Annotated in this window: 18 protein-coding genes; 5 read left to right on the plus strand and 13 right to left on the minus strand. The window is 63.7% G+C overall.

What is annotated here, in order from left to right; translation table 11 throughout:
* Genes bcsA through E4T66_RS21510 form a run of 5 tightly spaced genes read right to left on the minus strand, consistent with a single transcriptional unit; the run spans position 1 to position 5,356 of the window.
* Entirely contained in the window at positions 1–2,544 is a 2,544-nt protein-coding gene (bcsA, locus tag E4T66_RS01495) for a UDP-forming cellulose synthase catalytic subunit (RefSeq protein ID WP_136847132.1), read from the minus strand.
* Positions 2,537–3,286: a cellulose biosynthesis protein BcsQ gene (gene bcsQ, locus E4T66_RS01500; protein WP_136847133.1), complete on the minus strand. Its 750-nt coding sequence runs from the start codon at positions 3,284–3,286 to the stop codon at positions 2,537–2,539. The genes bcsA and bcsQ overlap by 8 nt, the downstream gene beginning before the upstream one ends.
* Complete coding sequence (locus E4T66_RS01505; protein ID WP_136847134.1) at positions 3,283–3,525, minus strand: hypothetical protein; 243 nt, start codon at positions 3,523–3,525, stop codon at positions 3,283–3,285. The genes bcsQ and E4T66_RS01505 overlap by 4 nt, the downstream gene beginning before the upstream one ends.
* Entirely contained in the window at positions 3,522–5,168 is a 1,647-nt protein-coding gene (locus tag E4T66_RS01510) for a BcsE family c-di-GMP-binding protein (protein ID WP_136847135.1), read from the minus strand. The genes E4T66_RS01505 and E4T66_RS01510 overlap by 4 nt, the downstream gene beginning before the upstream one ends.
* Entirely contained in the window at positions 5,165–5,356 is a 192-nt protein-coding gene (locus E4T66_RS21510; RefSeq protein ID WP_211242706.1) for a hypothetical protein, read from the minus strand. The genes E4T66_RS01510 and E4T66_RS21510 overlap by 4 nt, the downstream gene beginning before the upstream one ends.
* 474 nt (positions 5,357–5,830) lie before the next feature.
* Here E4T66_RS21510 and E4T66_RS01515 point away from each other — a divergent pair, with 474 nt between their 5' ends.
* Positions 5,831–6,838, plus strand: coding sequence for a serine hydrolase (locus tag E4T66_RS01515; protein WP_248679349.1), 1,008 nt, complete (start codon positions 5,831–5,833; stop codon positions 6,836–6,838).
* A 1-nt stretch (position 6,839) separates the two neighbouring features.
* Here E4T66_RS01515 and E4T66_RS01520 read toward each other — a convergent pair whose 3' ends face one another.
* From E4T66_RS01520 to E4T66_RS01550, 7 genes are all read right to left on the minus strand, one after another.
* The gene (locus E4T66_RS01520; RefSeq protein ID WP_211242707.1) at positions 6,840–8,153 is read right to left on the minus strand and encodes an NTP/NDP exchange transporter; all 1,314 of its coding nucleotides are present in this window, start codon (positions 8,151–8,153) and stop codon (positions 6,840–6,842) included.
* Entirely contained in the window at positions 8,150–9,505 is a 1,356-nt protein-coding gene (locus tag E4T66_RS01525) for a serine hydrolase (RefSeq protein WP_211242708.1), read from the minus strand. Before E4T66_RS01525 ends, E4T66_RS01520 begins: the two co-directional genes overlap by 4 nt.
* Complete coding sequence (locus E4T66_RS01530; RefSeq protein WP_136847137.1) at positions 9,502–12,501, minus strand: PEP/pyruvate-binding domain-containing protein; 3,000 nt, start codon at positions 12,499–12,501, stop codon at positions 9,502–9,504. Before E4T66_RS01530 ends, E4T66_RS01525 begins: the two co-directional genes overlap by 4 nt.
* Positions 12,502–12,628: 127 nt before the next feature.
* Positions 12,629–13,702 (minus strand): saccharopine dehydrogenase family protein, encoded by a 1,074-nt coding sequence (locus E4T66_RS01535; protein WP_136847502.1) that lies wholly within the window; start codon positions 13,700–13,702, stop codon positions 12,629–12,631.
* A 19-nt stretch (positions 13,703–13,721) separates the two neighbouring features.
* Positions 13,722–14,468, minus strand: a complete 747-nt coding sequence (locus E4T66_RS01540; RefSeq protein WP_136847138.1) for an SDR family oxidoreductase — start codon at positions 14,466–14,468, stop codon at positions 13,722–13,724.
* Between the two features lie 7 nt (positions 14,469–14,475).
* The gene (locus E4T66_RS01545; protein ID WP_136847139.1) at positions 14,476–15,168 is read right to left on the minus strand and encodes a histidine phosphatase family protein; all 693 of its coding nucleotides are present in this window, start codon (positions 15,166–15,168) and stop codon (positions 14,476–14,478) included.
* Between the two features lie 197 nt (positions 15,169–15,365).
* A complete protein-coding gene (locus E4T66_RS01550; protein WP_136847140.1) occupies positions 15,366–16,274 on the minus strand; it encodes a hypothetical protein in 909 nt (302 codons plus the stop codon).
* A gap of 176 nt (positions 16,275–16,450) precedes the next feature.
* On the opposite strand from E4T66_RS01550, the gene E4T66_RS01555 reads away from it, so the two are divergent.
* The 4 genes from E4T66_RS01555 (at position 16,451) to E4T66_RS01570 (ending at position 20,977) form a co-directional block, all read left to right on the plus strand.
* Positions 16,451–17,158 carry a response regulator gene (locus E4T66_RS01555; protein ID WP_136847141.1) on the plus strand — a complete coding sequence of 236 codons (708 nt, stop codon included), beginning with the start codon at positions 16,451–16,453 and terminating at the stop codon, positions 17,156–17,158.
* A gap of 40 nt (positions 17,159–17,198) precedes the next feature.
* The gene (locus E4T66_RS01560) at positions 17,199–18,347 is read left to right on the plus strand and encodes an ATP-binding protein (protein ID WP_136847142.1); all 1,149 of its coding nucleotides are present in this window, start codon (positions 17,199–17,201) and stop codon (positions 18,345–18,347) included.
* 111 nt (positions 18,348–18,458) lie between these two features.
* Positions 18,459–19,706 carry an NHL repeat-containing protein gene (locus E4T66_RS01565; RefSeq protein WP_136847143.1) on the plus strand — a complete coding sequence of 416 codons (1,248 nt, stop codon included), beginning with the start codon at positions 18,459–18,461 and terminating at the stop codon, positions 19,704–19,706.
* Positions 19,706–20,977, plus strand: coding sequence for a hypothetical protein (locus E4T66_RS01570; RefSeq protein ID WP_136847144.1), 1,272 nt, complete (start codon positions 19,706–19,708; stop codon positions 20,975–20,977). Before E4T66_RS01565 ends, E4T66_RS01570 begins: the two co-directional genes overlap by 1 nt.
* 31 nt (positions 20,978–21,008) lie before the next feature.
* On the opposite strand, the gene E4T66_RS01575 is transcribed toward E4T66_RS01570, so the two are convergent.
* Positions 21,009–21,905 (minus strand): recombination-associated protein RdgC, encoded by an 897-nt coding sequence (locus tag E4T66_RS01575; protein WP_136847145.1) that lies wholly within the window; start codon positions 21,903–21,905, stop codon positions 21,009–21,011.
* Positions 21,906–22,165 lie beyond the last annotated feature (260 nt).

Below are 22,165 nucleotides of genomic sequence, written 5' to 3' on the forward strand. Positions count from 1 at the left end.
TCAGGCGGTCGCAGTGAGTGGGGTGCGGCGTCGCAGGCGATAAAGCCGCGTGCTCAGCAACGCGAACGCGCTGCTGAGCAGATGGCCGTATCCCAGCGCACCAAAGCGGATGATTTCACCGAGGCTGGCCAGCGGCCGGTCCTGCGGGGTGTCGGCGCCGGCGTCGAGCCAGGCGTCGGCGCGGGCAAAGGTGCATTCGATCAGGTGACGTTCGTCGTCCAGGCTCAGGCGCTCGAATCGCAGGCCTGCGCGCGTATCGGTCAGCGAGGTGATGGTGGTCTGGAACACAAATTCGCGGTCGCCGCGCGACAGCGCGATCTTGACCGGTGCCTCGATCGAGGCTGCCAGCGGCGCATCGAGGGAAATGCCGAGACCCCGCGTCGAGTAGTCACTGGTCGTGCAGACCACGGCGCGGCCGTCATCGAAATACAGCGTTGCCGGAATGCGCAGCGGTACGCGATGCGCGACGCGCACCTGACGTGATTCCGCAGCGACGCCGAGCGCGGCGCCGAGCATCAGGATGTTGTATGCGGTCCATGCCAAATTCATCAGCACTGTACCGATCTCGTGCGTGTTCCAGAACAGCAGGCGACCCACGCCGACGATGAATCCGGCGCTGTTGAGAACGGTCAGCACGATATAAGGGATCGAGATCTTCCAGTCGAAATAACCGTGCTCGATCAAACCGCCTTTGGCGGTGATATTGAAGCGGCCAGCCCGTGGATTGATCAGTGCCATCATCGCGGGCACCGCGATATACCACGCCAGCACCGATTCGTAGGCTTCGGCCCAGAACGAATGACGGTAGTGCCCCTGGATGCGCGAGCCCACCAGTTCCGCCTGAATCAGATGAGGAAGCACGTAGACCGCAATGGTCGTGGCCCAGGCATTGATGATGTGATATTCGAAGAACAGATAGCCCAGCGGTGCGCTGAGGAACACCAGCCGCGGCAGTCCGTTGAAGAAGTGAATCATCGAATTCGCATAGCAGATGCGTTGCAGCAACGTCAGTCCACGACCGAACAGCGGATTGTCGATGCGGAACATCTGCGCCATGCCGCGTGCCCAGCGCATGCGCTGCTTGATGTGGCTGGGCAGGGTTTCGGTGGCCAGACCCGCGGCCTGGGTCAGCCTGACATAGGCACTGGTGTAGCCGTGCCGGTGCAGCCGTAGGGCCGTGTGCGCGTCCTCGGTCAGGGTCTCGACGGCAAACCCGCCGATATGTTCCAGCGCAGAGCGTTTGAGGACCGCGCAGGACCCGCAGAAGAACGTCGCATTCCAGAGATCGTTGCCGTCCTGGATCACGCCATAGAACAAGGCGCTTTCGTTGGGGACGCGGCCAAAGGTCCCGAGGTTGCGCTCGAACGGGTCGGGCGAGAAGAAGTGATGCGGCGTCTGCACCAGCGCGCATTTTGGGTCGCGCAGGAACCAGCCGACGGTGGTCTGCAGGAAGGAGCGCACCGGGATGTGATCGCAGTCGAATACAGCCACCAGATCACCGCGCGTCATGCTCAGGGCGTGATTCAGATTGCCGGCCTTGGCGTGAAAATTGTTGCTGCGGATGATGTACTGCGCGCCCACGCTTTCGGCGAAGCGACGCAGTTCCTCGCGGCGACCGTCGTCGAGGATGCAGACGTTGAGCTTGTCCTTGGGCCAGTCGAGACTGAGTGCCGCCAGTACAGTCGGCTTGATGACGCTGAGCGCTTCGTCGTAGGTGGTGATAAAGACGTCGACACTGGGCCAGGTCTGCGGCGTCGGCGGTAGCGGTGCGACCGGGCGCTTCAGGGCCCACGCGTCCTGCACGTAGCGCAGAATCAGGACCAGCCAGGTGTAGCACTCCGCCAGCACCAGACCGATGCCCATGACCATTTCCGCGCCGGGCTGCAGATCCAGGGTTTCGGTCAGGCGCCACCAGATGTAACGGGATGACGCGACCAGCGAAAAACCGACCATGATCAGCGTCGGCACCTTGCCCGGAAGCCGGCGCAACAGCAAGGTCGTGCCCCACATCAGAATCAGGAGTGCGAACTGTGCGCCCGGCGACAGCGGTGTTGTTGCGCACACCGCCAGTAGCAGCGTGACGCTGATGACCATCAAGTAGCCGATCAGCGGATAACGTTCGGTGGTCAGTCGAGCGAAGGATTCGAGACGGCGGTCCGCCGGGCCGTAGTCGACACGGTCGAGTCGTGCCGACAGGCGCTGCATCGGCCACCACATCAACTTCAGTACGAACCAGAGCGGCTGCAGGAGTTCAATCAGTGGTGCGTGCCAGGCTTCGGTGGGAGCATCCGGGCTTGCCGGGCGCAACAGCAGACATGCGGCGATCCAGTCACGAGGACTGTCTGGTTTACGCACGCCGAGCTCGCGGATCAGGACTACGCGCAGACGTAGCCAGATCAGCTCCAGCAGCAGAGGTAATGGCCGACGTTGCTCCGCAGGCAGGACGAACAGGCGCCAGAGCCACTGGGACAGCCGGTGCGGATCGCTCACCCCCAGGCGTTGTGACAGCATGCCGCGCGAAGTCTTGGCGTCGGCTTCAGGCATCGACACGCGCCGGGACGACAGTACTCGTCAGTGCCTGCAACAGACGCTCGGCGAGCATCTCGAGGTCCATTATCGCGCGGCTGCGTGGCGCGTATTCAAAGGGATTCTGATTCGCGGCGATGGACTCGCACAGCGCCTCATCGCGGTGAATCGGCGCGAGTAGCTGTGACCCCAACCGCGCTCGCAGCAACGCGTGCAGATCGGATTGCAGGCGTCGCGTCGGATCCATCTGGTTGATCAAATGCAGCGTGCGATCGGGTGTCGGCAGTGTCGCTGCGAGCCGCGCATAGGACGCCACGTCGGCGCGCCAGAGCTGCACGCTCAGATCGGCGGCGGCCTGAGCCTGATCGGCATAGACGCTGGGCTGACGCGGCGTGTCGATGAGCACTACGGTGTCGTCCTGCAGCCCGAGTCGGCGCAGGATGTCGCGCAGGCGTGAAGGATGTTCGCGCAAGATGGCCGGGGCCGATGGAAAAGCCGTATTCCCGACCGAGAGGATGCGGATGCCGTCGGAATTCTGTATGGCGTTCAGTGCGGTTGCACCTGACGTGTCGACCAGACTGGCGTGCAGGCCGGAGTCGTGTGGCGCCGTTGCGCCCAGGTATGTCGGCAACAGGTCTGCCGGATCGAGGTCCAGCGCCAGCACCGGCCGTCCACGCCGTGCAAATGCGCTGGCCAGCGCCGCGGTCAAGGTGGTTCGGCCGCTGCCACCGAGGCAGGACACCATGGCGATGACTTTCATGGTTCAGGATCCACGACGACTTCGCGCGGACCAGCCGGGCGATCGGTACGGGTCGGGTTGGCCTGCAATGACTGCAGCAGCTGCGGATGCCACTGCGCGCCGAAGCCCAGGGCACGTCGTAGTCGGCGCCAGCGCAAACGCAGGGTCACAGGGCGCAGCAGGGCCAGCGCAATCGTGGTGGCCAGGATGCCAAACAAGGCGCTGAGCAAGAGCAGGGCGAGGGTGATGGCGGCGGTCATGCGGGCATGCCCTCGCTCTGCGCGGGCAGTAGCGGCATCGATACCGCTGTGATTTTCCGTACTGGCTGGGGCGCTGCAGAATCTCCGGCGGTCGGCTCATCCGCTTCACTCAGATCCAGCGCCATCGCAACGCTGCTTGCCGATGTGAAGTCCGGAAGGTTCAGATGAGCGCCACGCGCTTCCAGTTCGGCCAATGCGCGGCGGATCGCCGAGGGATCGGTGTGCTGAACGTGGCCGACGAACAATTCGGCGATCGGACGTGCAAACAGACGTGCCAGTGTCATCGCGACGTCGTGTTCCCAGCAGCCGTACAGGAATACATACAGGCTGCGATTGTCGACGGTGAAAACGTCGCCGCCGCGGCGCGTCCGGCATAGGCTGATTGCCTCGTCCATGCGGACATCCGGCAGCAGGAACAAGCGCACCATTGCGCATTCGATGCCGCTGGCCTCGGCTTTGTTCAGGCTCTGCTGACACTGCTTGCCAAAGGCGTCGAGTGACAGAAAGCCGAGCGAGGCAGGAGGCTCCAGCGCGTCCAGCGCGGCTTCGGGGTCGTCGGGCAGGGGCTTCAGGAACAGCTGATCACGCAAGGCTTCGAACACCGTCACCAGCTGGGTCGGCCCATACGTGGCGCTGACCACGACATTGGCTCCCATGCGTTGCAGGATCAGCTTCTGCACGGTGCGCAGCCGTTGCGTGTGATCACGAATCACGATCTTGACGCCCGAGCCCACCTGACGACGCAAAGCGCAAACCAGCAGAGCAAGGCTGCGAAAACGTTCCGGCGGGCCTGCTTCCAGAAAGCAGGTGCACGCCACGAGTGCGTCGGCGCGCTTCAGCAGATCTTCGGGCTCATCGACGACGGTCCAGTCCGACGGCGGGCGTGGATCCTGCAGCGCGGTTTCGCGTGTGATGTAAACCTGATCCCGGTCCTTGGCCCCTTCCAGCTGCGCGGGTTCAGTGAAGTGCCTTGCCGGCAGTTCCGGTCGCAGCTCAAAAGCGTGATCCGGTGTTTCGCGCAGAAGATAGTCATGTGCCGATGGCATGCCATGCCACAGCTCCAGGCGCAGGGCCAGATCTCCGCTGTATTCACCCAGATTGGCGACCCCGACGAAACCGGCTCCGGCCTGGCGCAGCCGTTCGATCCGGCTGTGCGCTTCCAGGTCGTTGAACACCATCACCACGGCGGTGAGGGTTTCCGCCGCCCAGTCGCGCAGCCAGCGCAGCTGCCGACGCAATCCGGCGTCATCGCTGGACAGCAGATCTTCGGGGTCGGTGAGGATCAGGACACTGCCGGCCGCACCGAAGAAATCGAGTTCATCGATCAAACGGATCGTATTGTTGCGCGCGCCATCACGTAGCGGCGGCGGTTGGTGCCCCAGGATGATCAGGCGTTCACGCTCGCTGGCCGTACCGGCGCCGCGGCGTTCCAGCGCCGACTGCCATGCGCGTGAGCGGGCACCAAGCACGACAGTGACGCGCTGAAGTTGTTCGCGCGCATCGTCGATCAGGCCGCTGATCAGCGGGCAGGCGAGGTCCGGGGTTTCACACGCCAGCGCATACAGCTGACCGGGATGGATCGCCCCGACGGCCATCGGAAGCCGCCGAATACCGAGTGTCAGACGGGCTTCGGTCGTGCTCATTGCGGAGGGGGCGGTGGGGAAGGGGGCGTGGACGCTGTGTCACGTGTGGCGATTTCCCGCAGCAGCGGCCAGTGCTTTAGCGCCAGATCAACGGCGGCATGTAGCTGCGCGTCGAAATAGTCGGCAGCGTTCAAGCTGGTCCTTTCGGCAAGATGCTCGACGTCGCTGTGATGTTCGATCGTGCTCACGGCTAAAGCATGTGCAGTTCCGGAACGTTGCGCAAGTCGTCAAATTATCGGGTCATCGCGCCCGCTTCTGCCGTTTATCCGCGGGAGTGGCATGTTCGGGGCACCGCCGCGGTCACGGTTGCCCTGTCAGGGCTGGCCGGACCGGTGGTGAGGGGCGTTCGGACGGGCGACGTGTCTCAATACGATCTGCGGAACTCTGGCACCACGGAAGGACTCTTAGGTGGATAGGGGTCATTGTCATTCGCCGTATTTGAAAGGCGGGGGTTGGTTGCGATCCTTTTGAGATGGCACGAACGCTGCTTCGGCTGGTGCTACGGCGCAGGGCGGGAATCGGGTGCTATATTTTGAATATGGAATGTCGGTTTCATTTCAGGTAAACGACACAGTCGGCGAAAGACCGGCGTGAATGGTTTTGGATGTGCTGCGATCGTCGGGCGCTTCGACGCAGATCCCTTGAACATAGAGGGCTGAGAATTGAGCAAGAAGCGAAAGCTGCGTTCCGCGGCAAAGAAATCCTTCCGCAGTCTGCGTGGCGTGATGCTGGGCGCCGGCTTGGCTGCGTTGACGACGCCGGTGATGTCAGCCGACGGCAATCTGACCCGCACCTCGACTGCACGACCATCGGCATCGGTCTCCGGTCATGGGACCTACGCGGCTTTGCGGGCGGCCCTGAATGGGGACATGCAGGCCGCGCTTGAGCGTTCGCTGCAGGCCTTGCAGCTGGATCGCGCGGCGCGCAACGGCCGGCTTGCCGTTGCTCTGGTCGACATCACTGACCCAGAGCGTCCACGGATGGCACAGGTCAATGGCGACAAAATGGTTTATGCGGCAAGTCTGCCGAAGATCGCGATCCTGCTGGGTGCGTTCCAGAAAGCGGCTGAACGCGGTCTGACCCTCGATACGGCGGCGATCGACGAACTCAAGCAGATGATCCGGAAGTCGTCCAACGCTGCCGCGACGGACATGCTTCAGAAGGTCGGCACACAGTATCTGGCCGGGGTGCTGCAATCGCCGCGCTACCGGCTGTATGACCCCGCGTTGGGAGGTGGTTTGTGGGTTGGCAAGCCGTACAGCGCCGGTGGTGCGAGCCAGCGCGATCCGCTGCATAACATTTCGCATGGCGCCACGGCATATCAGGTGGCGCGCTTCTACTATCTGTTGGAAACCGGGCGTCTGGTCTCGCCGGAAGCCAGCCGGCAGATGAAGGAAATCATGGGTTCGCCGGAGATTCATCACAAATTCGTCGCCGGTCTCGAGAAGACCCATCCGGATTCGAAGATCTTCCGCAAGTCCGGCTCGTGGCGCAGCTATCACGCCGACAGCGCGATCGTTGAGCGCGACGGCCGCCGTTACATCGCGGTTGGGTTGGCTGACGATCCGAATGGCGGAGCCTGGATGAGCGAGCTGATCGTTGCGATGGACGACATCGTGTTCGGCCGTCCGGTTCGCGTCGCGGCCCGGGCGGCGAATCAGAAAACCTGAGTCAGGTTGCCGTTGCCGGGGGCGTCTCGGCAGCGGCAGCGTTCAGGCGCAGATAGTCGTTGCGGATTGCCCACACGGCGTAGATCCAGCCCGCACAGAGTGCGACCACGACCCAGCTGAGCCCGGCGTCGCTGACCGGCCACGCCAGCCACTGCGTCAGTAGCAGGATCACGACGTTGCCGATGATCTTGAAGCTGCGATAACCGACCATGTCGATCCAGGCCTTGGCGCGGAAGATCGTTGCTGCGTCAGTCGGGATGTACAGCAGCTCGCGTGACGCGCGGTTGATCGAGTATGACAGGGCGCGATCGGCGATCTTCATCGTGCCGGCAATCCACAGCTGCTGGCGGATGGTGAACAGCATCGCCGCGGCCCCCAGGACCACGGGTTGCACCATCAAGCCGGCAATGGCGCCGAAGCCGCGGTGCACGATCGGTGTCACGATCAGGTTCACCATCAGTGCCACGGCGTTGAGCACGCTCAGGAACGTCGACAGGAATGCGGTGCGCGCATCGGCCTCGGTATAACTGCGCTCCACCAGATGCAGGAACTGGTATTCGACGATCGGTTCACACACCTGTGACAACAGCAGGATCAGCGCGATCAGCATCAGATAGCGGCTGCCGCGCAGTGTGCGCCAGGCTTCGGCGGCACTGCCGTGGCTGGCGCTCACAGGTTCGGCCTCGGGGTGTGCCTCGGGTTCGCCGCGTTCATACAGGCCGAAGCGCGACAGTCCGTTGAGCATCACCATCATCAGTACCAGCAGTGCCGCCGCGACCAGCAGCAGGTCCGGCGTCTGCAATGGCGTCAGCCGGATCAGCGCACTGGCGACGGTGCCGCCGGCCAGGCCACCGACCAGGCCGCCACTGGCGATCAGGCCATACCAGCGCTTGCCGTCCGAACTGCGGAACACGCTGTCGGTGAGGCTCCAGAATTGTTCGACCAGAATCACGCTGAAGACGTCGACCAGCAGATAGAAACCGATCGCGACCGCGGCGCTCGGATGCACCATCAACAGCCGGAACACGATCAGCAGCAGGGCGATCACGCCGCAGGTGCCGAGCACCAGATGCAGGCGGCTGTAGCGCCGCACCATGCGCTGGTACATCGGCATCAGGGCGATCAGCAACGCAGCGCTGCCGGTCCACAGGTACGGCAGTTGCGCGGCGCTGGCGTATTCCAGGAACAGCGAGCGACTGGCCGGCTTGACCTGGTAATAGGCCAGGATGATCAGGAAGAAGTTCAGGAACAGCAGGCCCGAACGGAGTCCCGGATGACGCAGCAGGCGGTGGGTCGCCATCGGCTTCTCAGTCATTGTTCAGGGCCATTCGAGTTGGCGTCATCGGTGTCGTCGACCGGGACCTGAGGATAAGCTTGCTCGGGCACCTGCGTCTCGACCTCGGATTGCGGGTGCAGTTTTTCGATCAGACGGTGAATGCGCATAGCCAGCGTCTGATGCGCCACCGCCGAGTTCACGTAGAGCACGTTGGACATCACCGCGACCAGATAGTGAATCCGCGGCGCACCCGCCGGCGATTCGACGATCGCGATCGATGCCAGGCGGTTGGTCTTGTCGCCCTTGTACTTGGCGCAGCTGCCCGGCTTCAGGCACTGGAAGAACGAACCGGATTTGAAGTACACCGCCGCATCGTTGAGCGCCGGATGCGAGGCATAGCGGATGCGGCGCTGGGTCATGTACAGCAGGCGCTTGATCTCGGCGCTGCTGTAGGGATCGACCAGGGTGCCGGCCTCGAGCCGGAACAGGTACTCGACCAGGGCCTGCGGCGTGCCGTAGCTCGACGTCGTCGGAATGCGCTGATTGCCCGAGCGGGTGAAGAAGCTGCCCTGACGCAGCTGTTCCGGATCCAGGCCGTTGCGCGTTGTCGCGCTGTCCATCGTCGTGCGCATGATCTCGCCGAGTTGCGCGCGCGGGGTGTCGGCGAAGAATGCCGCTTCCTGTTCCGTGCCGGGCGGATAGGCGCGGCCGAAATGGCGCAGCGCGATCAGTTCTTTCTGCACCATGCCTGCGGCGGAATTGGAGCTGGCCGACAGCATCCAGTCGAGGTATTCCCACAGACTGCCCCGATCCCCGATCCGGATCGATCGGCTCTGGCGCTTGCGTGTCTCCGGATTCCAGAACACGACATGATGGTGGTCGTACTGACTGAAGATATCAGCGGTGATGCGGGTTTCGCGCAGTACCCGTTCACGCGCCGCGATGTCGTCCGGATACAGGTCGGCCAGTTGCTGGAACAGCGCCAGCGCGACCATGATTTTTCCGACGCTGCCGATGTTGGCGCGTATGTCGGCGTTGTGCGTGCCATACCGTGGATGGTCCGGATCGCTCAGGTCGAGGACGGCAATGCCGTAGTTCGGGCGAGCATTGGCATCCAGCAGCAAGCCCAGTTTGCGGCTGAATTCAGGATCTGGCGCGGGCAATCGTGAACCGTCCGATGCGGTCCAGCGCGGCGCGATTGCACGGGATGGAAGGTATTGCCCGGGTTGCAGTCGCCGTCCTGGAATCTCACCGGATTCGACCTGGGCGGCATAGTCGAGCCGGCGGATGCCCGTGCGCGCGTAATCGTCCAGCGGGTAGGCTTGCAGCAGCGACGGCAGCGCCGCGCAGAGCAGGACCAGGGCCGGGCGTATCCGCGCCACGTGCGTCATGGCAGTTCGCTCAGCGGGGGCAGCATCATGTTCACGCGTTGGGTCGACGCCGCCGACAGTGCGGCGTCGAGCTCGAGCAGCGTCTGACTGCGTGCAGCGGCACGGTTCTGCAGGAACGGTCTGATCTGGAACAGCATCAGCCGGCTGTCAACGAAGCCGAATTCGACATCGGCTGGCGCCGGCTGACCGCTGCTGTCGATCAGCTGGGGCATCTGTCGCGGCAGTGCGCGTGCCAGTCCGATCAGCTGTGCGATCTCATTGCTGTGCAGCAGGTATTCCGGCGCATCGGCTCGGGTCATCTTGATACCACCGCCGGCCGGGAGGATGCGCTGGGTGCGCGCGCTGGATGAAGACAGCAGATGTACGACGTTGTTGTTGATATTGATGCGCAGCGCTTCAGCGGCCTGGCCGTCGACGCCGCCGCCGACGCCGGGGCTGGTGACCACGGTCAGCGTGCCGCGGTCGCCCGTGTCGATGTCGGCGGTGACCAGCACGCCCGACTTTTCCGAAGGCACGCTGCGGTGCAGCAGCACCGAGGCGTAGACGTGTTCGGGGTGATCCATCAGGCTTTGTCGCCAGCTGAACGCTCGCTCGCTGAACGGCGACGCCCAGACCGTGCGGATCGCAGCAACGATGGCGTCGAAGCCGACCACATTCGGCACGGTCTTGTTGAGTCCGGCACCAGTGAAGCCCGGCAGATCCTCGACGTTGGTGTCGCTGCGCACGAACACGCCGTAGCTACCGTCTTCCCCGAACGTGTCCTGCATCGCCGAATGCAGACGCGCCAGGAAGGCCGGATCCAGCGGGGCCTGGGCGATCCAGTGCCGCACGAACGCCAGGAACTCGGCCAGCTGCTGCGGATACCGCTGCGGCGCGGCGGTCTTCAGCTGGGCCAGCTCGGCGTACTGTGCACGCATCCAGTCGAACATCGACGGTGCCGTCGTGCCGGTCTTCAGTGGTTGATCCAGCAGCGCGCGAAATTCGCCGAACGGAATCGCCAGGCCGGGGGAAACATGATCCGGAAACGCCTGCGTCAGCTCGCCGACGCCTGCGGCCTTGGGCCCGACGATGCGGCCCGCATCGGTCGAACGCAGCTGGCGGGTCGGGATCGGCTCCCGGCTTCTGAGATCCAGCTTGTCCAGGTCCACGGTGATGGTTGTCGACGGCACTGCAGCGGTCGCGGAGCCGAAGATCGCGTCCCACTGCGGACCGTCGCGTTCGATATGCACTACGCCGGCATGGCTGGCGGCGACGACGATCCCGTGGCCACGTGCGCGCTGCAGTTCTTCCAGCACCGCCGGACCGACCACGACATTGGGAATTCCGAGATTGCGCGCCAGCAGCTGCACGTGCGACAGCGCATTGCCTTCGTTGGCCGTGAGGATGCCGGCGACGGCCGGCAGGTCGGCGGTGGTTTCCGGCACCAGCACGATGGCGTGGGACGGATCGGCGTTCGGCTGGCGCAGGTCCTCCGGGGTCATCAGCACGCCACGGGCCAGACCCGGATTGAGACGGCGCAGATCGCCGCCGACGCTGCGCCCGAACAACAGGCGTTCGGTGCCGCCGAGTTGATCGGCGTCGCGCGCCAGCAACTCGACCACCGACGAATAGAACAGCATCACACTACCGCGCAGGCGGTCAGGCACGAACATCGACGCCAGCGGTTCGATCGGTTCGAAACGTTCGATTGCGTCGCCGAAGTGGTAGTCGAGCCGTCGCGCTGCCCACGCCGGCGCGCGTTCGAGTATCTGCAGCTGGCGCCGATAGTCGCCGACACTAGCCTCGCTGCGGGCGAGTGCCTCCAGGGCCTGCGATAGTTCGCCGAGTTCGCGAAAGCTCAGCAGGCCCATGCCGTACATGGCCTGCGATGCGCTGTCGAGCCAGTCAAGCAGGTGGGCGCGACTTGCGCGCGGCACCGCATCGAGCAGCTGGCGGCTGTCGCTGAAGGCGTTGACGCCGGCCTGCAGGCTGGCATCCAGCGCGATCAGGCGCACGCTGGGCAGGCCGAGTTCGAGCAGGTGACTGCGGATTAGGGCCAATGCATCGGCGGCGATGCGCAGCTGCTGTTCATGCCCGGGTTCGGCGTCGAGCGCAGTACCCATTGCACGCAGCTGCCGCGCCAGATCCGGTGGACGGGTGCGAGCCGCCAGCGAGCGCAGTGCGGTCGAAAGGGGCTTGCGGGTGTAGGCCGTGGTGATCGTCTGCGCCAGCTGCTGGTATTCGGCTTGCAGCTCGGGTCGCGACTGAGCGCTGTGGGCGTAGTCGAGCACGCGCTGGGCGTCATCGACGTCCGGCGCCAGGTGGATCTTCGAGCGCAGGCCGTCGAAGCGCGGGTCGCGAGCGGCGATCGACGTCGCTAGCCCGCGCATTTCGGTCAGCACCGCGCTGTCGGCGCCGTGCGGCAGCAGGCGCGCGGTTTCACGCAGCATCAGGAATTGCTGGCGCCAGTGCGGATCGCCGAGCAGCGCCAGCAGGATCGCGCTGGCACTGTCGCGTTCGTTGTATTCCTGGAACGCGCCACGATAGAAGCGCGCCTGTCGCAGGATCCAGCCGTCATCGAAGGCGATCAGGAACTTTTCCAGCAGGATCGTGCTGAGCCGTTCCGGCGGCGCGTCGGGGCCAGTGAAGTCCGTGGGCTTGAGATCGGCCAGTACGTTGGCGATGGGGTAGCCGGCCGCCCGCAGCTGCTGGGTGCGCTCGGTCCACTCGCCGTGCTGTACGCCGCCACCGTGATCAGCGCAGTTGTAGGCACTGGGTTCAAGCACGGCGCCATCGGCACAGAACCAGCGCAGGCGCGAGAACGGACCGCGCGGCGCCGATTTCATTTCGACGATCCAGCTGCGCGCAGTTGCAGCCGACACCTTCGGCAGGGGTTCAGAAACGGGTGCAGGCGTCGTCGCCTGGGCCGCTGCAGTCGATGCCGCCGTCAGGCCGATCCAGGCCAGGGCCAGCGTGCATAGCGGGTTCGGTGGGTTGCGGAGCCAGCGTGTGTTCACAGTCCATGTCTACAGATGCTGTGAGCGCATGCTAATGCAGCGGCGGTTGCAGCGAATTGCCGCAGATCAGCGGCGGGCGGTCACAACCACACGTCGTCCCGGCAAACGCCACCGCCGGTCGGCACGTTCAATCAATCTGCAGCGCGCCTGAGCCGGGCAGGCGGGTGACGAGGTCGGCGCCGACGAGCTTGGACGGAGTATAGCTGCCGCCCGCCGGGCGATGCCGCATCAGGTGGTCCACCACGGCGAGCGCGCCGGTGATTGTCAGGCTGTAGCCGTTGGCGGTGCGGATGCGTGCCGTACGCGTTTCACCGCGGGCGTTGCGCACCTCGCCCCAGACGAACGTCGGCAGCTGCTCGCGGGTCGCTGCGTCCGGTCCCTTGACGCTCTTCTCGATGCGCTTCTTCAACTGCTTCTGAACGAAGTCGAGACCGAGCAGCCAGCGCAGATGGTTGGCGCGACGGGCGTTGCGGATCATGCCGGGCGAGCCGGGAATGAACACTTCGATGTTCGGAATGCCGGTCGAGTAATAGGCGGTGGAGACGTCGCCCCAGGGGATCGTCATCGCAAGCTTCTCGCCGTCGCCGTCGCCGTCGCCGTCGCCGTCGCCGAAGTCGATCTTGCGGACGGCGTGTGCCAGCGGCACCGTGATGATCGAGCCGTCGCGACGGATCTTGCAGCCCTGCGCCAGGCCCTCGACCGAGGTCTTGGCCGTGCCTGGCGAAAAGCCCGAGCGCGAGTCGAAGCCCAGCGCCAGATGCGTTGCGTCCGGAAGTGCAGCTTTGAGCGCGGCGGCGACACAGTCGGTCGGAATCACGTCGAAGCCAACGCCGGGGCACAGCACCACACCCGCGGATTCGGCCCGCGCGTGCTGGCGCTGCGCATGCTCGAACACGGCGATCTCGCCGGTGATGTCGAGGTAGTGCGCCCTGGCTTTCAGACAGCCTTCGATCATCGGCGCGCTGGTGGCCGAGAACGGACCGGCGCAGTGCAACACCAGATTAATGCCGTCGAGTCCTTTCGCAATGTCGGCCGGATCGTTCAGGCCGAAGCTGCGTGATTCCAGGTTCAGCTCGCGCGCCAGTGGTTCGAGCTTGTCGCGGCTGCGGCCGGCGAGCACTGGATTGAGGCCGCGCTGCACGGCTTCGCGCGCAATCAGTTCGCCGGTGTAGCCGTTGGCGCCGTAGATCATCCAGTTCATCGTCATGGTCGTTTCCGGCTCAGCCCATCTTGGCGACGGTTTTCAGTGGCAGATTCCGCATCAGCACCCCGATCGCAGTCCACGGCCAGCGCGGCACACAGGCGGTGGCCGGTTCGCGTTCGATCGCCGCAACCAGCGCGCGGCAGCCGGTTTCAGTGTCGACCATGAATGGCGTCTTCTTCACGCGTTCGTTGATTTCGGAGCGGATGTAGCCGGGAAAGATCGTGCTGACCTTGATCGGCGTTTTCATCAGCTCGGCGCGGATGCCTTCGGTCAGCGTGGCGAGGCCGGCCTTGGTTGCGGCGTAGACCGTCAGCGCCCTCGGCATGCCGCGCATCGCGCTCATCGACGAGATCGTCACCAGGTGGCCGGCATTCTGCTCGCGGAAGATTTCGACCGCGGCTTCGCACTGCGCCAGCGCGGCGACGAAATTGGTTTCGGCGGTCTGGCGGTTGGCGTAGAAATAGCCGGTGCCGATCGGTGCGCCCTTGCCCATGCCGGCGTTGACGATCACGCGATCCAGCGTGCCGAGTTCGTCCCGGAACGACTTGAAGACGTCGAACACCTGATCGTAGTCCATCACGTCCAGCGCGCGGATGGCGACGTGGATGTTCGGATGCGCCGCGGTGAGTTCGGCCTTCAGCTCCTCCAGGCGCTCGGTCCGGCGGGCGCACAGCGCCAGATTGCAGCCGCGGGCGGCGAACTCGCGGGCCATGCCGCGACCGAGGCCGGAACTGGCGCCGGTGATCAGGATGTTCTTGCGCATGTCAGGGTTACCGATAGGTGATCAGATGGCTGAGCGCGCCTTCGAAATGCGCGTGCTCGTTGAGCGTGGACAGGTACAGGCTGCGCTCCGAGTAGATCAGCTTGGTGACGCTGGCGTTGGCCATCGTCCAGTTCAGCTGGTAGGTGTGCGTGTCGTTCAGGTGCAGCAGGTGCTGCGCCACAGAGGAGATGACGCCGCCGGAGGTGAACACCAGCGCGGTCTGCGACTTGCCCAGGCGTTCGCGCAGTCCCCGTAGTGCGCCGTCGACCCGCGCGCAGAAACCGGCCCAGCTTTCCGGGTAGTCGTCGTTGTACAGCCCGCTGACCCAGCGCTCGACCGCGGCGGCGAACGCAGTCTGGAACGCTTGGTGCGGATTGGGCAGGCGCGCAAGTTCAGCGCGCATCAGGGTCTGGTCTGCCCACTGCGGCCGGTACGCCGCCAGCACCGCGACATGGTCGTACTCGCGCCAGGCGTCGTCGTCGTTCCACTGCAGCGGCAGGCCCATGGCCTGCAATGCGCCTTCGGCGGTCTGCCGGTGGCGACGCATGCCGCCACAGAGACACAGATCGACCGACGGGATGCGCGGCTTCAGCGCGGCGCCGAGCACGCGACTCTGTTCGATGCCCCGTTCGGACAGGGCGTCGTAGTCGGCCGCGCCGAACGAGGCCTGGCCATGACGGACCAGATAGATCGCGCCCATTTCAGAACGGCGCTCGAGGCAACGGGGCAGCGGTGGCAGTCGTGCGGCATGCCATGTGCGGATGTCCGGAGAGGAGGTCGGCGCACACGGTAGCCGGGCTCAGGGCATCATACAAATCAATGCCATGAATCCCGTGACATTCACCTTGCGCATGTTTGAGCGCATGTCGGTGGTTCTCTTCGAGGTGAATGCAGGCCTCAGAAGTCGACTGCGGTGGTCTCGGCGGTTTCCACGGTGGCGTCCGCGCTGGCGATGAAGTTGAGGCCGTCGCTTGCGGTCGGGTCCTCGGCGTCGGCCTCGCAGGTCAGCGCCAGCGTATAAGTGCCGGGGGCGACGTCGTCGAAACGGTAGCTCCAGTCGCCCGAGCTGTCGTCGTGGCGGGCACTGGCTGAGCCGATCGGGAGCGTGCTGGAAACCACCGCGCCGTTGTCGACGTAGTCGGTCGGCGTGATGCCGCTGCCCGCGTATAGATAGATCGCCACGCCGGTGCCGAGCGTGCGGTCGGCATGGCAGTCGTCGTCCTCGATCGTGGCGTCGGCGAGCGTGCCTTCGATCGTGCCGGCGCTGTCCGCATCGACCACCCGCACCACCGGCAGCAACTGGTAGACGCCGAGACTGTCAACGCGGTCGATCAATGAAAAGCGCAGCTCCAAGTGCATCGCCAGTGCGACCGAGTGGGTATCGTCTAGCGAGAACGACAGGGTGGCGTAATCGCCCTGAGTAAAGACGTCGATCGGAATGCGGTCGCCGTCGGCGGTCAGCACGTAGGCATCGGTGTCGTCGACACGTGGCCGGATGCCGATGAAGTCGTCGTCGTCATCGGTGTCGGCGGAAATCAGCCGCAAGGTGTCGCCTTCGCTGTAGTTCAGCAGATTGAAGCTTGCAGTGTGGTCCGTGTCGAGATTGACCACGTTGCCGCTGCTGCTCAGGAGGTCAATCGACGGGACTGCCAGCACAGCCTGCTCGACTGCGTCGGTGTCGCTCGTGCCCAGATCGACCACCAGTTCACCCTGACAGGCGCCCAACAGTAACCCTGTCGCTATGGCAATCAGACCCATTTGCAGATAGCGGAAAAAGAAGATGGGGGAAGCTGCGGCGGCAGACATGGTCGGTTGCGATATGAAAACGTTTGCGGACTCTAGGGGGATCGATGCCGGCAGTCCTTTCCGGCGTGTCCGCGTTTGTTTCAATCTGTTTCCAGATGGAACGGGTCTGTGTTTGTTTGAGTCACACTCACCGTACGCCCCGATGAGGGCGGCGTTCCCCTGAGAGTCCGGTCGATATGAAAGCGAAGGTTTTGCTGGTAGACGACGATGCGCGGTTGCGTCAGATGCTGGCTGAATATCTGGCGCGCCACGGCATTGAATCCGATGGCGCGCCAACTGCGGCGCATGCGCTGCGCTGCCTGCAGCGCGAACACTATGATCTGGTCGTGCTCGACCTGATGCTGCCGGACGACGACGGCATCTCGGTGTGCCGGCGTCTGCGCGAGGCCAGCGTGACGGTGCCGATCATCATCCTGTCGGCCAAGGGCGACGATGTCGACCGCATCGTCGGGCTCGAAGTCGGGGCCGACGACTATCTGGCCAAGCCGTGCAATCTGCGCGAACTGGTCGCCCGCATCTTCACCGTGCTGCGGCGCATCGGGAATCCCGAACGTCCTGCCGCGGGTGATGTGCAGCACCTGCGGATCGGCCCGTTCGAACTGGACCTGTGGGCGCGCACCCTGCGCCGTGATGGCGAACCGGTGCGGATCACCACCGGCGAATACCAGCTGCTTGAAGTACTGGTGCGCAACAGCCGGCGCGTGCTCAATCGGGATGAATTGATGCGCCTGTCCAGCGGCCGCCGCAACGACTCGTTCTCGCGCAGCGTCGACATTCTGGTTTCAAGACTGCGGCAGCTGCTGGAGCCCGACCCGTCATCGCCGCGTTATATCCAGACCGTCTGGGGCCGCGGCTACATGTTTGTGCCCGACGTACCGGCATGAGTGCACCGACGCCAAAATTGCGCCACCACAAGGAGCACCAATGAGTCTGCGCTGGCTGATCGGACTGCTGGTGGCCGCTGCACTGTTGCTGGTCCCGTTGGCGACCTCTGTGCTGCTGCGTTGGTCGCCGCCGCCGGATTTCACGGTGCGTCTGGTGCCCTGCTCCGATGGTGTGCCGTCGCCGGATCATCCCTGCATTCCGCTGGAGGAATGGGGCGCTCGCGGCCCTTCCCTAGGGGGCGGTTCTGACACACAACCGTCTTTGCGCATGCCGCCGCATGGCGGTCCGCAGGGGCAGCTGTTCCGCTTCGGCGGGCCGCAGCTGTCTCCGATTCGACGCCATTTCATGGTCGTCAATCTGATCAGTTCGGCACTGGTGGTGGGTCTGGCGATTGGGGTGGCTTCAATGCTGCTGCGTCGTCCGTTCCGTGCCGTACAGCAGGCAATTGGCGATATCGAGCAGGGGGCGGTACCGCCGGCCTGGGCATTCTCGGGCCCAACCGAGCTGCGCCGGATCGGTGTCGCGCTGGGCCGTCTCGGCCAGCAGTTGCGCTCCAATCTGCAGGAGCGCGATCTGATGCTGGCAGGGCTGTCGCATGATCTGAGATCGCCACTGGCGCGAATCCAGGCCGCGCTGGAGCTGCGCGCAATTGATGGCGAGCGCTGGGACGATACCCTGCACGATGTGCGCGAGATTGATCATATCGTCGGCCAGTTCATCGACTTCGCGCGTGACGGTCGCGACGAACCGCTGAGTCGGGTCAGTCTTGACGATCTGGTGCGTTCGGTGCTGCGCCCGGACGCTGATGCAGGCCTGAGCCTGCAGCTGGCGGCAGCGACGCCGTTGCAGGTGCGCAGCTCGGCGCTGCGGCGGGCATTGCGCAACCTGGTCGACAACGCGCGGACGCATGGGGCCGAGCCGGTGGTAGTGCGTACCTTTATCGCCGACGGTTGTGCCTGCCTGCAGGTCGAAGACGCCGGGGCTGGTATCGCGGTCGCCGATTGGGAGCGCCTGTTGCAGCCGTTCGCACGCGGGAGTGTCGAACGCAGTGACGGTGGTGCCGGACTGGGATTGGCGATCGTGCGGCGCGTTGCCGATATGCACGGCGGCGAACTGAAAATGGTGCCGCGCGAGCGTGAGCAGCGCTTTGTCATCGAATTGCGCATTCCGATACGACACACGGATTAACGCTTCGTTACATCTCGATTCAGACAGAGGCTCCACGCTTCGGCAAGCTCCACGGCATTGACAGCGCAAACTCGCGCTGCATCCGACGTGGCGATTGAGGAGCACTCATACATGATCTTTTTCGACGGTCCGGCACGCCGGTCTGTGCAGGCGTCCGCAGTGTTTCGGGGCGTCGTCGTAGTGTCGGCACTGCTTGCCGTGAGTCTGATGCTGAACGCCTGCGGCGGTAGCGGCAGCAGCAGTGACAAGGTCGAACTGATTGAGGCGTTCAACGTGGTCGGGCAGGGCAGTTTCGCCGCGTCCAGTCCGAACCGTGGCGGCAGTGTCGCTGCGGACACTTTGTCGCAGCCATTGGGCAATGTCGCAACGGACGGCACAATGCTGTTCGTCGCTGATACCTCCAATAACCGCGTTCTTGGCTACAGCAGTGTTCCGGCCGACCTTGGTACGGCTGCCGACCTGGTTTTCGGGCAGGCATCAATGCAGACCAATACAGCGGGGACCGGACGCGATCACATGGCATTCCCGGGTGCAGTATTCATCGGTGGTGGATATATGGTTGTTGCCGATTCCGGAAACAACCGTGTGCTGATCTGGAACGCTGTGCCGACGGCGTCGAATACGCCACCGGATGTCGTTGTCGGTCAGGACGATTTCGATACCTCGAACTCCGCAACAACCGCGACGAGACTGGCGTACCCGGTCGCGGCAATTGTCGCCAACGGCCGACTGGTTGTGGCGGACCAGAACAACAACCGCGTACTGATCTGGAGCGCGGTGCCCACAAGCAACGGTACGGCAGCCGATCTGGTCCTGGGACAGCCGGATTTCACCAGCTATGGCAACGATGACGAAGCTGACGAAATGAATCGTCCGGCCGGCCTTTGGAGTGACGGCTTTCGTCTGCTGGTCAGTGATACCGGAAACAACCGTGTGCTGTACTGGGCCTTGTTTCCCCAGAGCATTGCCCGCAAGGCAGACTACGTTATCGGACAGTCCGCGTTCAGCCGTTCGACGGCAGGCACCTCGGCGTCAACCCTGCGAACACCTTTCGGCATTTCGTCCGATGGCACAAGCATCTTCGTCGCCGACTCCGGGAACAATCGCGTCGTCGAGTTTGATTCGTTTCCGATTGAAAACGGGACACAGGCCAGTGCGGTCTACGGACAGGCGTACGACAACTTCTCAACCAATACCGCAAACGACGACGATCAGGACAGCTCCGCCGACGACAGCCCCAGTGCGCGAACCCTGAGCGGGCCGTCAGGTGTCTACGTTCACAACGGTGTGCTCTATGTCAGCGATCGTAGCAACAATCGTCTGATGATGTTTCCGGTGTGTGACTGCGCAGACGACTGATGATTTCCAGCTTGCGCGCGTGCTGGTTTGCGGGCGCGGCGCTGATCCTCGCCGCTACTGTCGTCGCATGCGATGGTGTCGGTAGCGGTGCGGCGCCGACGCGCATTTCAATTTCCTATGGTGATTCGAAACAGGAGTATCAGACCTTCGAATGTGCCGCATTCGCACTTGCCGCGAACGCACATTTCAGCGGCAGCGCGGCCGATAGCGAGGATAGCGATATCAGCTCTCGGGCTCGGTGGCGTTCTAGCAATCCCGGCGTGATTGACGTGAGCAACGGCGATATTGAGGCCGAACCAGGATCGGGCACGGTATTTCCCGCCGGGACCGTGATTGTGCGTGGCCCGGGATCAGCGGTGATCCGCGCCGACTACATCGGCTTGAGCGCGTCATTCAGCGTCAGTGCGCGTCCGATCAGCGGATTGCGCATGACGCCAGAGTTGACGCGGATGGCGCCTTCGTCTTCGGTGACGTTTGCGCTGTATGTGACGTTTGCCGAGGGGGATGAAGAATACGATCTGACCAGCAGCGCGATATGGTCATTGGCAACTATCGGGGCGCCTGCTGATCTATCCGGTTCGATGGTGAAAGCCGTGTCCGATCCTCTCGACCAACCGTTTGTACTGGAGGCGAGACTGTTTACCTGCGAGCGCAGCGTCAGCCGTACGCTGCAACTCGGTGCGGTGCGTGAGCTGCAGATCAGCTACGAACAGTCAAAGGATCTGGCTTTGCCGCTGGCAATCACAGATGAAGTCAGGGTTGCCGCGGTTTTCGACGACACCAGTGCGCCAAATCAGGATCTGTCTGCGCAGCTTGAGATCGAACAGGTTGTCGGCGCTGAGGACGACGCGGCCATTGGTGTCGGTCAATATCTGACCGTAAACGGTTACAAGGAAGGCATGCCGTCGCAGTTTCGCCTGCGATACGAGCCATTGAATCTGTCGGTGTTGACCCGGGTGTATTCCTTTGCCGACCTGAAGTTGCGATCGCTGCGGGTTTCGCCATCGACAGCGTTGCTCAGCTATCCGGATACGTTGCAGTTGCAGGCTTACGGGATGTTCGATGATGGCTACGAGCGCCCTGTTCGTCGCAGCGTCAGCTGGAGCAGTCTTGACAGTGAACTGGCATCGGTGACCACTGGTACGACCGATGCCGGCTTGGTCACGCCGGCAGAGTTGCTCGGAGGCAATGTTTCAATCCGGGCGTATACGGCAAACTCGGAAGGCTCGCTGACTTCCGACGCCGAGATTGGAATCAACATGGACAATTGAGGCCACTGCGCGCGGTGCGGCGTCACGTGCCTCAGTCACGCGGAGCGTTGATCGCGGTCGCCAGATCTTTCAGCAGGGCGCTGTACTCGCCACTCATCAGTGTGAAATTGGCTTCGAACTCCGCTTCGGCATCAAGGCCGTCCTGTTCCTCTCGCACGCGTTCGATGTCGAGGAATTTCAGCCGTTTGACCTGCAGCTTGTCGTTGATCAGCAAACTGATGCGCCCGTTCCAGGTCAGTGACAGGCGCGTCACCACTTTACCGTGCGACAGGTGATTGGCGATGTCCTTGCCGTCGAGTGCGTGATGCAGATAACGCACCGTCGACTTGTTTTCGTCGGTGGACGTGAGCTCGCACTCGTCGTCGAGGTCGAATGCGCCCGGCGCCTGCATCGACGACAGCCACTGCGTGAGCAGTGCGCCCATCGACGGTTCCGACTGCATCGGAGTTGCCGGCAGTTCGCCCAGGGCATCGCGCAGCGCCTGGGTGAAATCGTCGGCCCGGCTGGGCGTCGAGGTGTCGACCACCAGCCATCCTCCGGAAAAGTCGAGCCAGCCCAAGGTCACGCGGCGCCGTGAGAATGCGCGCGGCAGCAGCTCAGCCTGAATCTGTTCCTTGATCTCGCGCTTGTGCTTGCGCCCGATCTTGAAGCCCTTCTGCTGTTCCAGCGCGCGAATCTTTTCGTCCGCAGTCTGGTTGACCACCGACGCCGGCAGCAATTTTTCTTCGGTGCCCAGCGCGATCAGTACTTGTTTTTCCTGGCCATAAGCCATCTGCCCGGCGTCGTTGATCGGCACCCAGCCACGGGTTTGCAGCGCCTGGCCGACACAGGGCTTCAGCGGAAACTCGGTCAGGGTTGTCTCGATCTCGGCGGCGGTGCGGCTCCAGCCTTCGGGGAGCCGGTAAATCGTGAGGTTCTTGAACCACATGGTGTCTGGACGCGTCGTTGAGGCAAGCGAATGGCCGCGCTGGCGGCGGCACGGGTCGGTCGCCGCAGGCGCGGCAATCGACAGGGGGCGGCGATGATAGCAAAGCGTCCCCGTGTGCCGAGTCCGCAATGCTTGACGCCGACCTATATTTCCATAACGATCGAAATATCGTGACCGGCGTCGTGATCGACAAACATACAAGTCCGGCGAGCGGGACGGGCGAATGATGCCGTCATCGTCCTGCAGCACGGGTACAGCAA

It is taken from the genome of Sinimarinibacterium arenosum (assembly GCF_005047655.1).
In the GTDB taxonomy this organism is placed as follows: Bacteria; Pseudomonadota; Gammaproteobacteria; order Nevskiales; family Nevskiaceae; genus Solimonas.

What these genes read in the sequence shown, in the direction of transcription:
- bcsA (WP_136847132.1), bottom strand. Translation starts at nt 2,544, where the DNA reads ATGCCTGAAGCCGACGCCAAGACTTCGCGCGGCATGCTGTCACAACGC.
- bcsQ (WP_136847133.1), bottom strand. Translation starts at nt 3,286, where the DNA reads ATGAAAGTCATCGCCATGGTGTCCTGCCTCGGTGGCAGCGGCCGAACC.
- E4T66_RS01505 (WP_136847134.1), bottom strand. Translation starts at nt 3,525, where the DNA reads ATGACCGCCGCCATCACCCTCGCCCTGCTCTTGCTCAGCGCCTTGTTT.
- E4T66_RS01510 (WP_136847135.1), bottom strand. Translation starts at nt 5,168, where the DNA reads ATGAGCACGACCGAAGCCCGTCTGACACTCGGTATTCGGCGGCTTCCG.
- E4T66_RS01520 (WP_211242707.1), bottom strand. Translation starts at nt 8,153, where the DNA reads ATGACTGAGAAGCCGATGGCGACCCACCGCCTGCTGCGTCATCCGGGA.
- E4T66_RS01525 (WP_211242708.1), bottom strand. Translation starts at nt 9,505, where the DNA reads ATGACGCACGTGGCGCGGATACGCCCGGCCCTGGTCCTGCTCTGCGCG.
- E4T66_RS01535 (WP_136847502.1), bottom strand. Translation starts at nt 13,702, where the DNA reads ATGAACTGGATGATCTACGGCGCCAACGGCTACACCGGCGAACTGATT.
- E4T66_RS01540 (WP_136847138.1), bottom strand. Translation starts at nt 14,468, where the DNA reads ATGCGCAAGAACATCCTGATCACCGGCGCCAGTTCCGGCCTCGGTCGC.
- E4T66_RS01545 (WP_136847139.1), bottom strand. Translation starts at nt 15,168, where the DNA reads ATGGGCGCGATCTATCTGGTCCGTCATGGCCAGGCCTCGTTCGGCGCG.
- E4T66_RS01550 (WP_136847140.1), bottom strand. Translation starts at nt 16,274, where the DNA reads ATGTCTGCCGCCGCAGCTTCCCCCATCTTCTTTTTCCGCTATCTGCAA.
- E4T66_RS01555 (WP_136847141.1), top strand. Translation starts at nt 16,451, where the DNA reads ATGAAAGCGAAGGTTTTGCTGGTAGACGACGATGCGCGGTTGCGTCAG.
- E4T66_RS01560 (WP_136847142.1), top strand. Translation starts at nt 17,199, where the DNA reads ATGAGTCTGCGCTGGCTGATCGGACTGCTGGTGGCCGCTGCACTGTTG.
- E4T66_RS01565 (WP_136847143.1), top strand. Translation starts at nt 18,459, where the DNA reads ATGATCTTTTTCGACGGTCCGGCACGCCGGTCTGTGCAGGCGTCCGCA.
- E4T66_RS01570 (WP_136847144.1), top strand. Translation starts at nt 19,706, where the DNA reads ATGATTTCCAGCTTGCGCGCGTGCTGGTTTGCGGGCGCGGCGCTGATC.
- E4T66_RS01575 (WP_136847145.1), bottom strand. Translation starts at nt 21,905, where the DNA reads ATGTGGTTCAAGAACCTCACGATTTACCGGCTCCCCGAAGGCTGGAGC.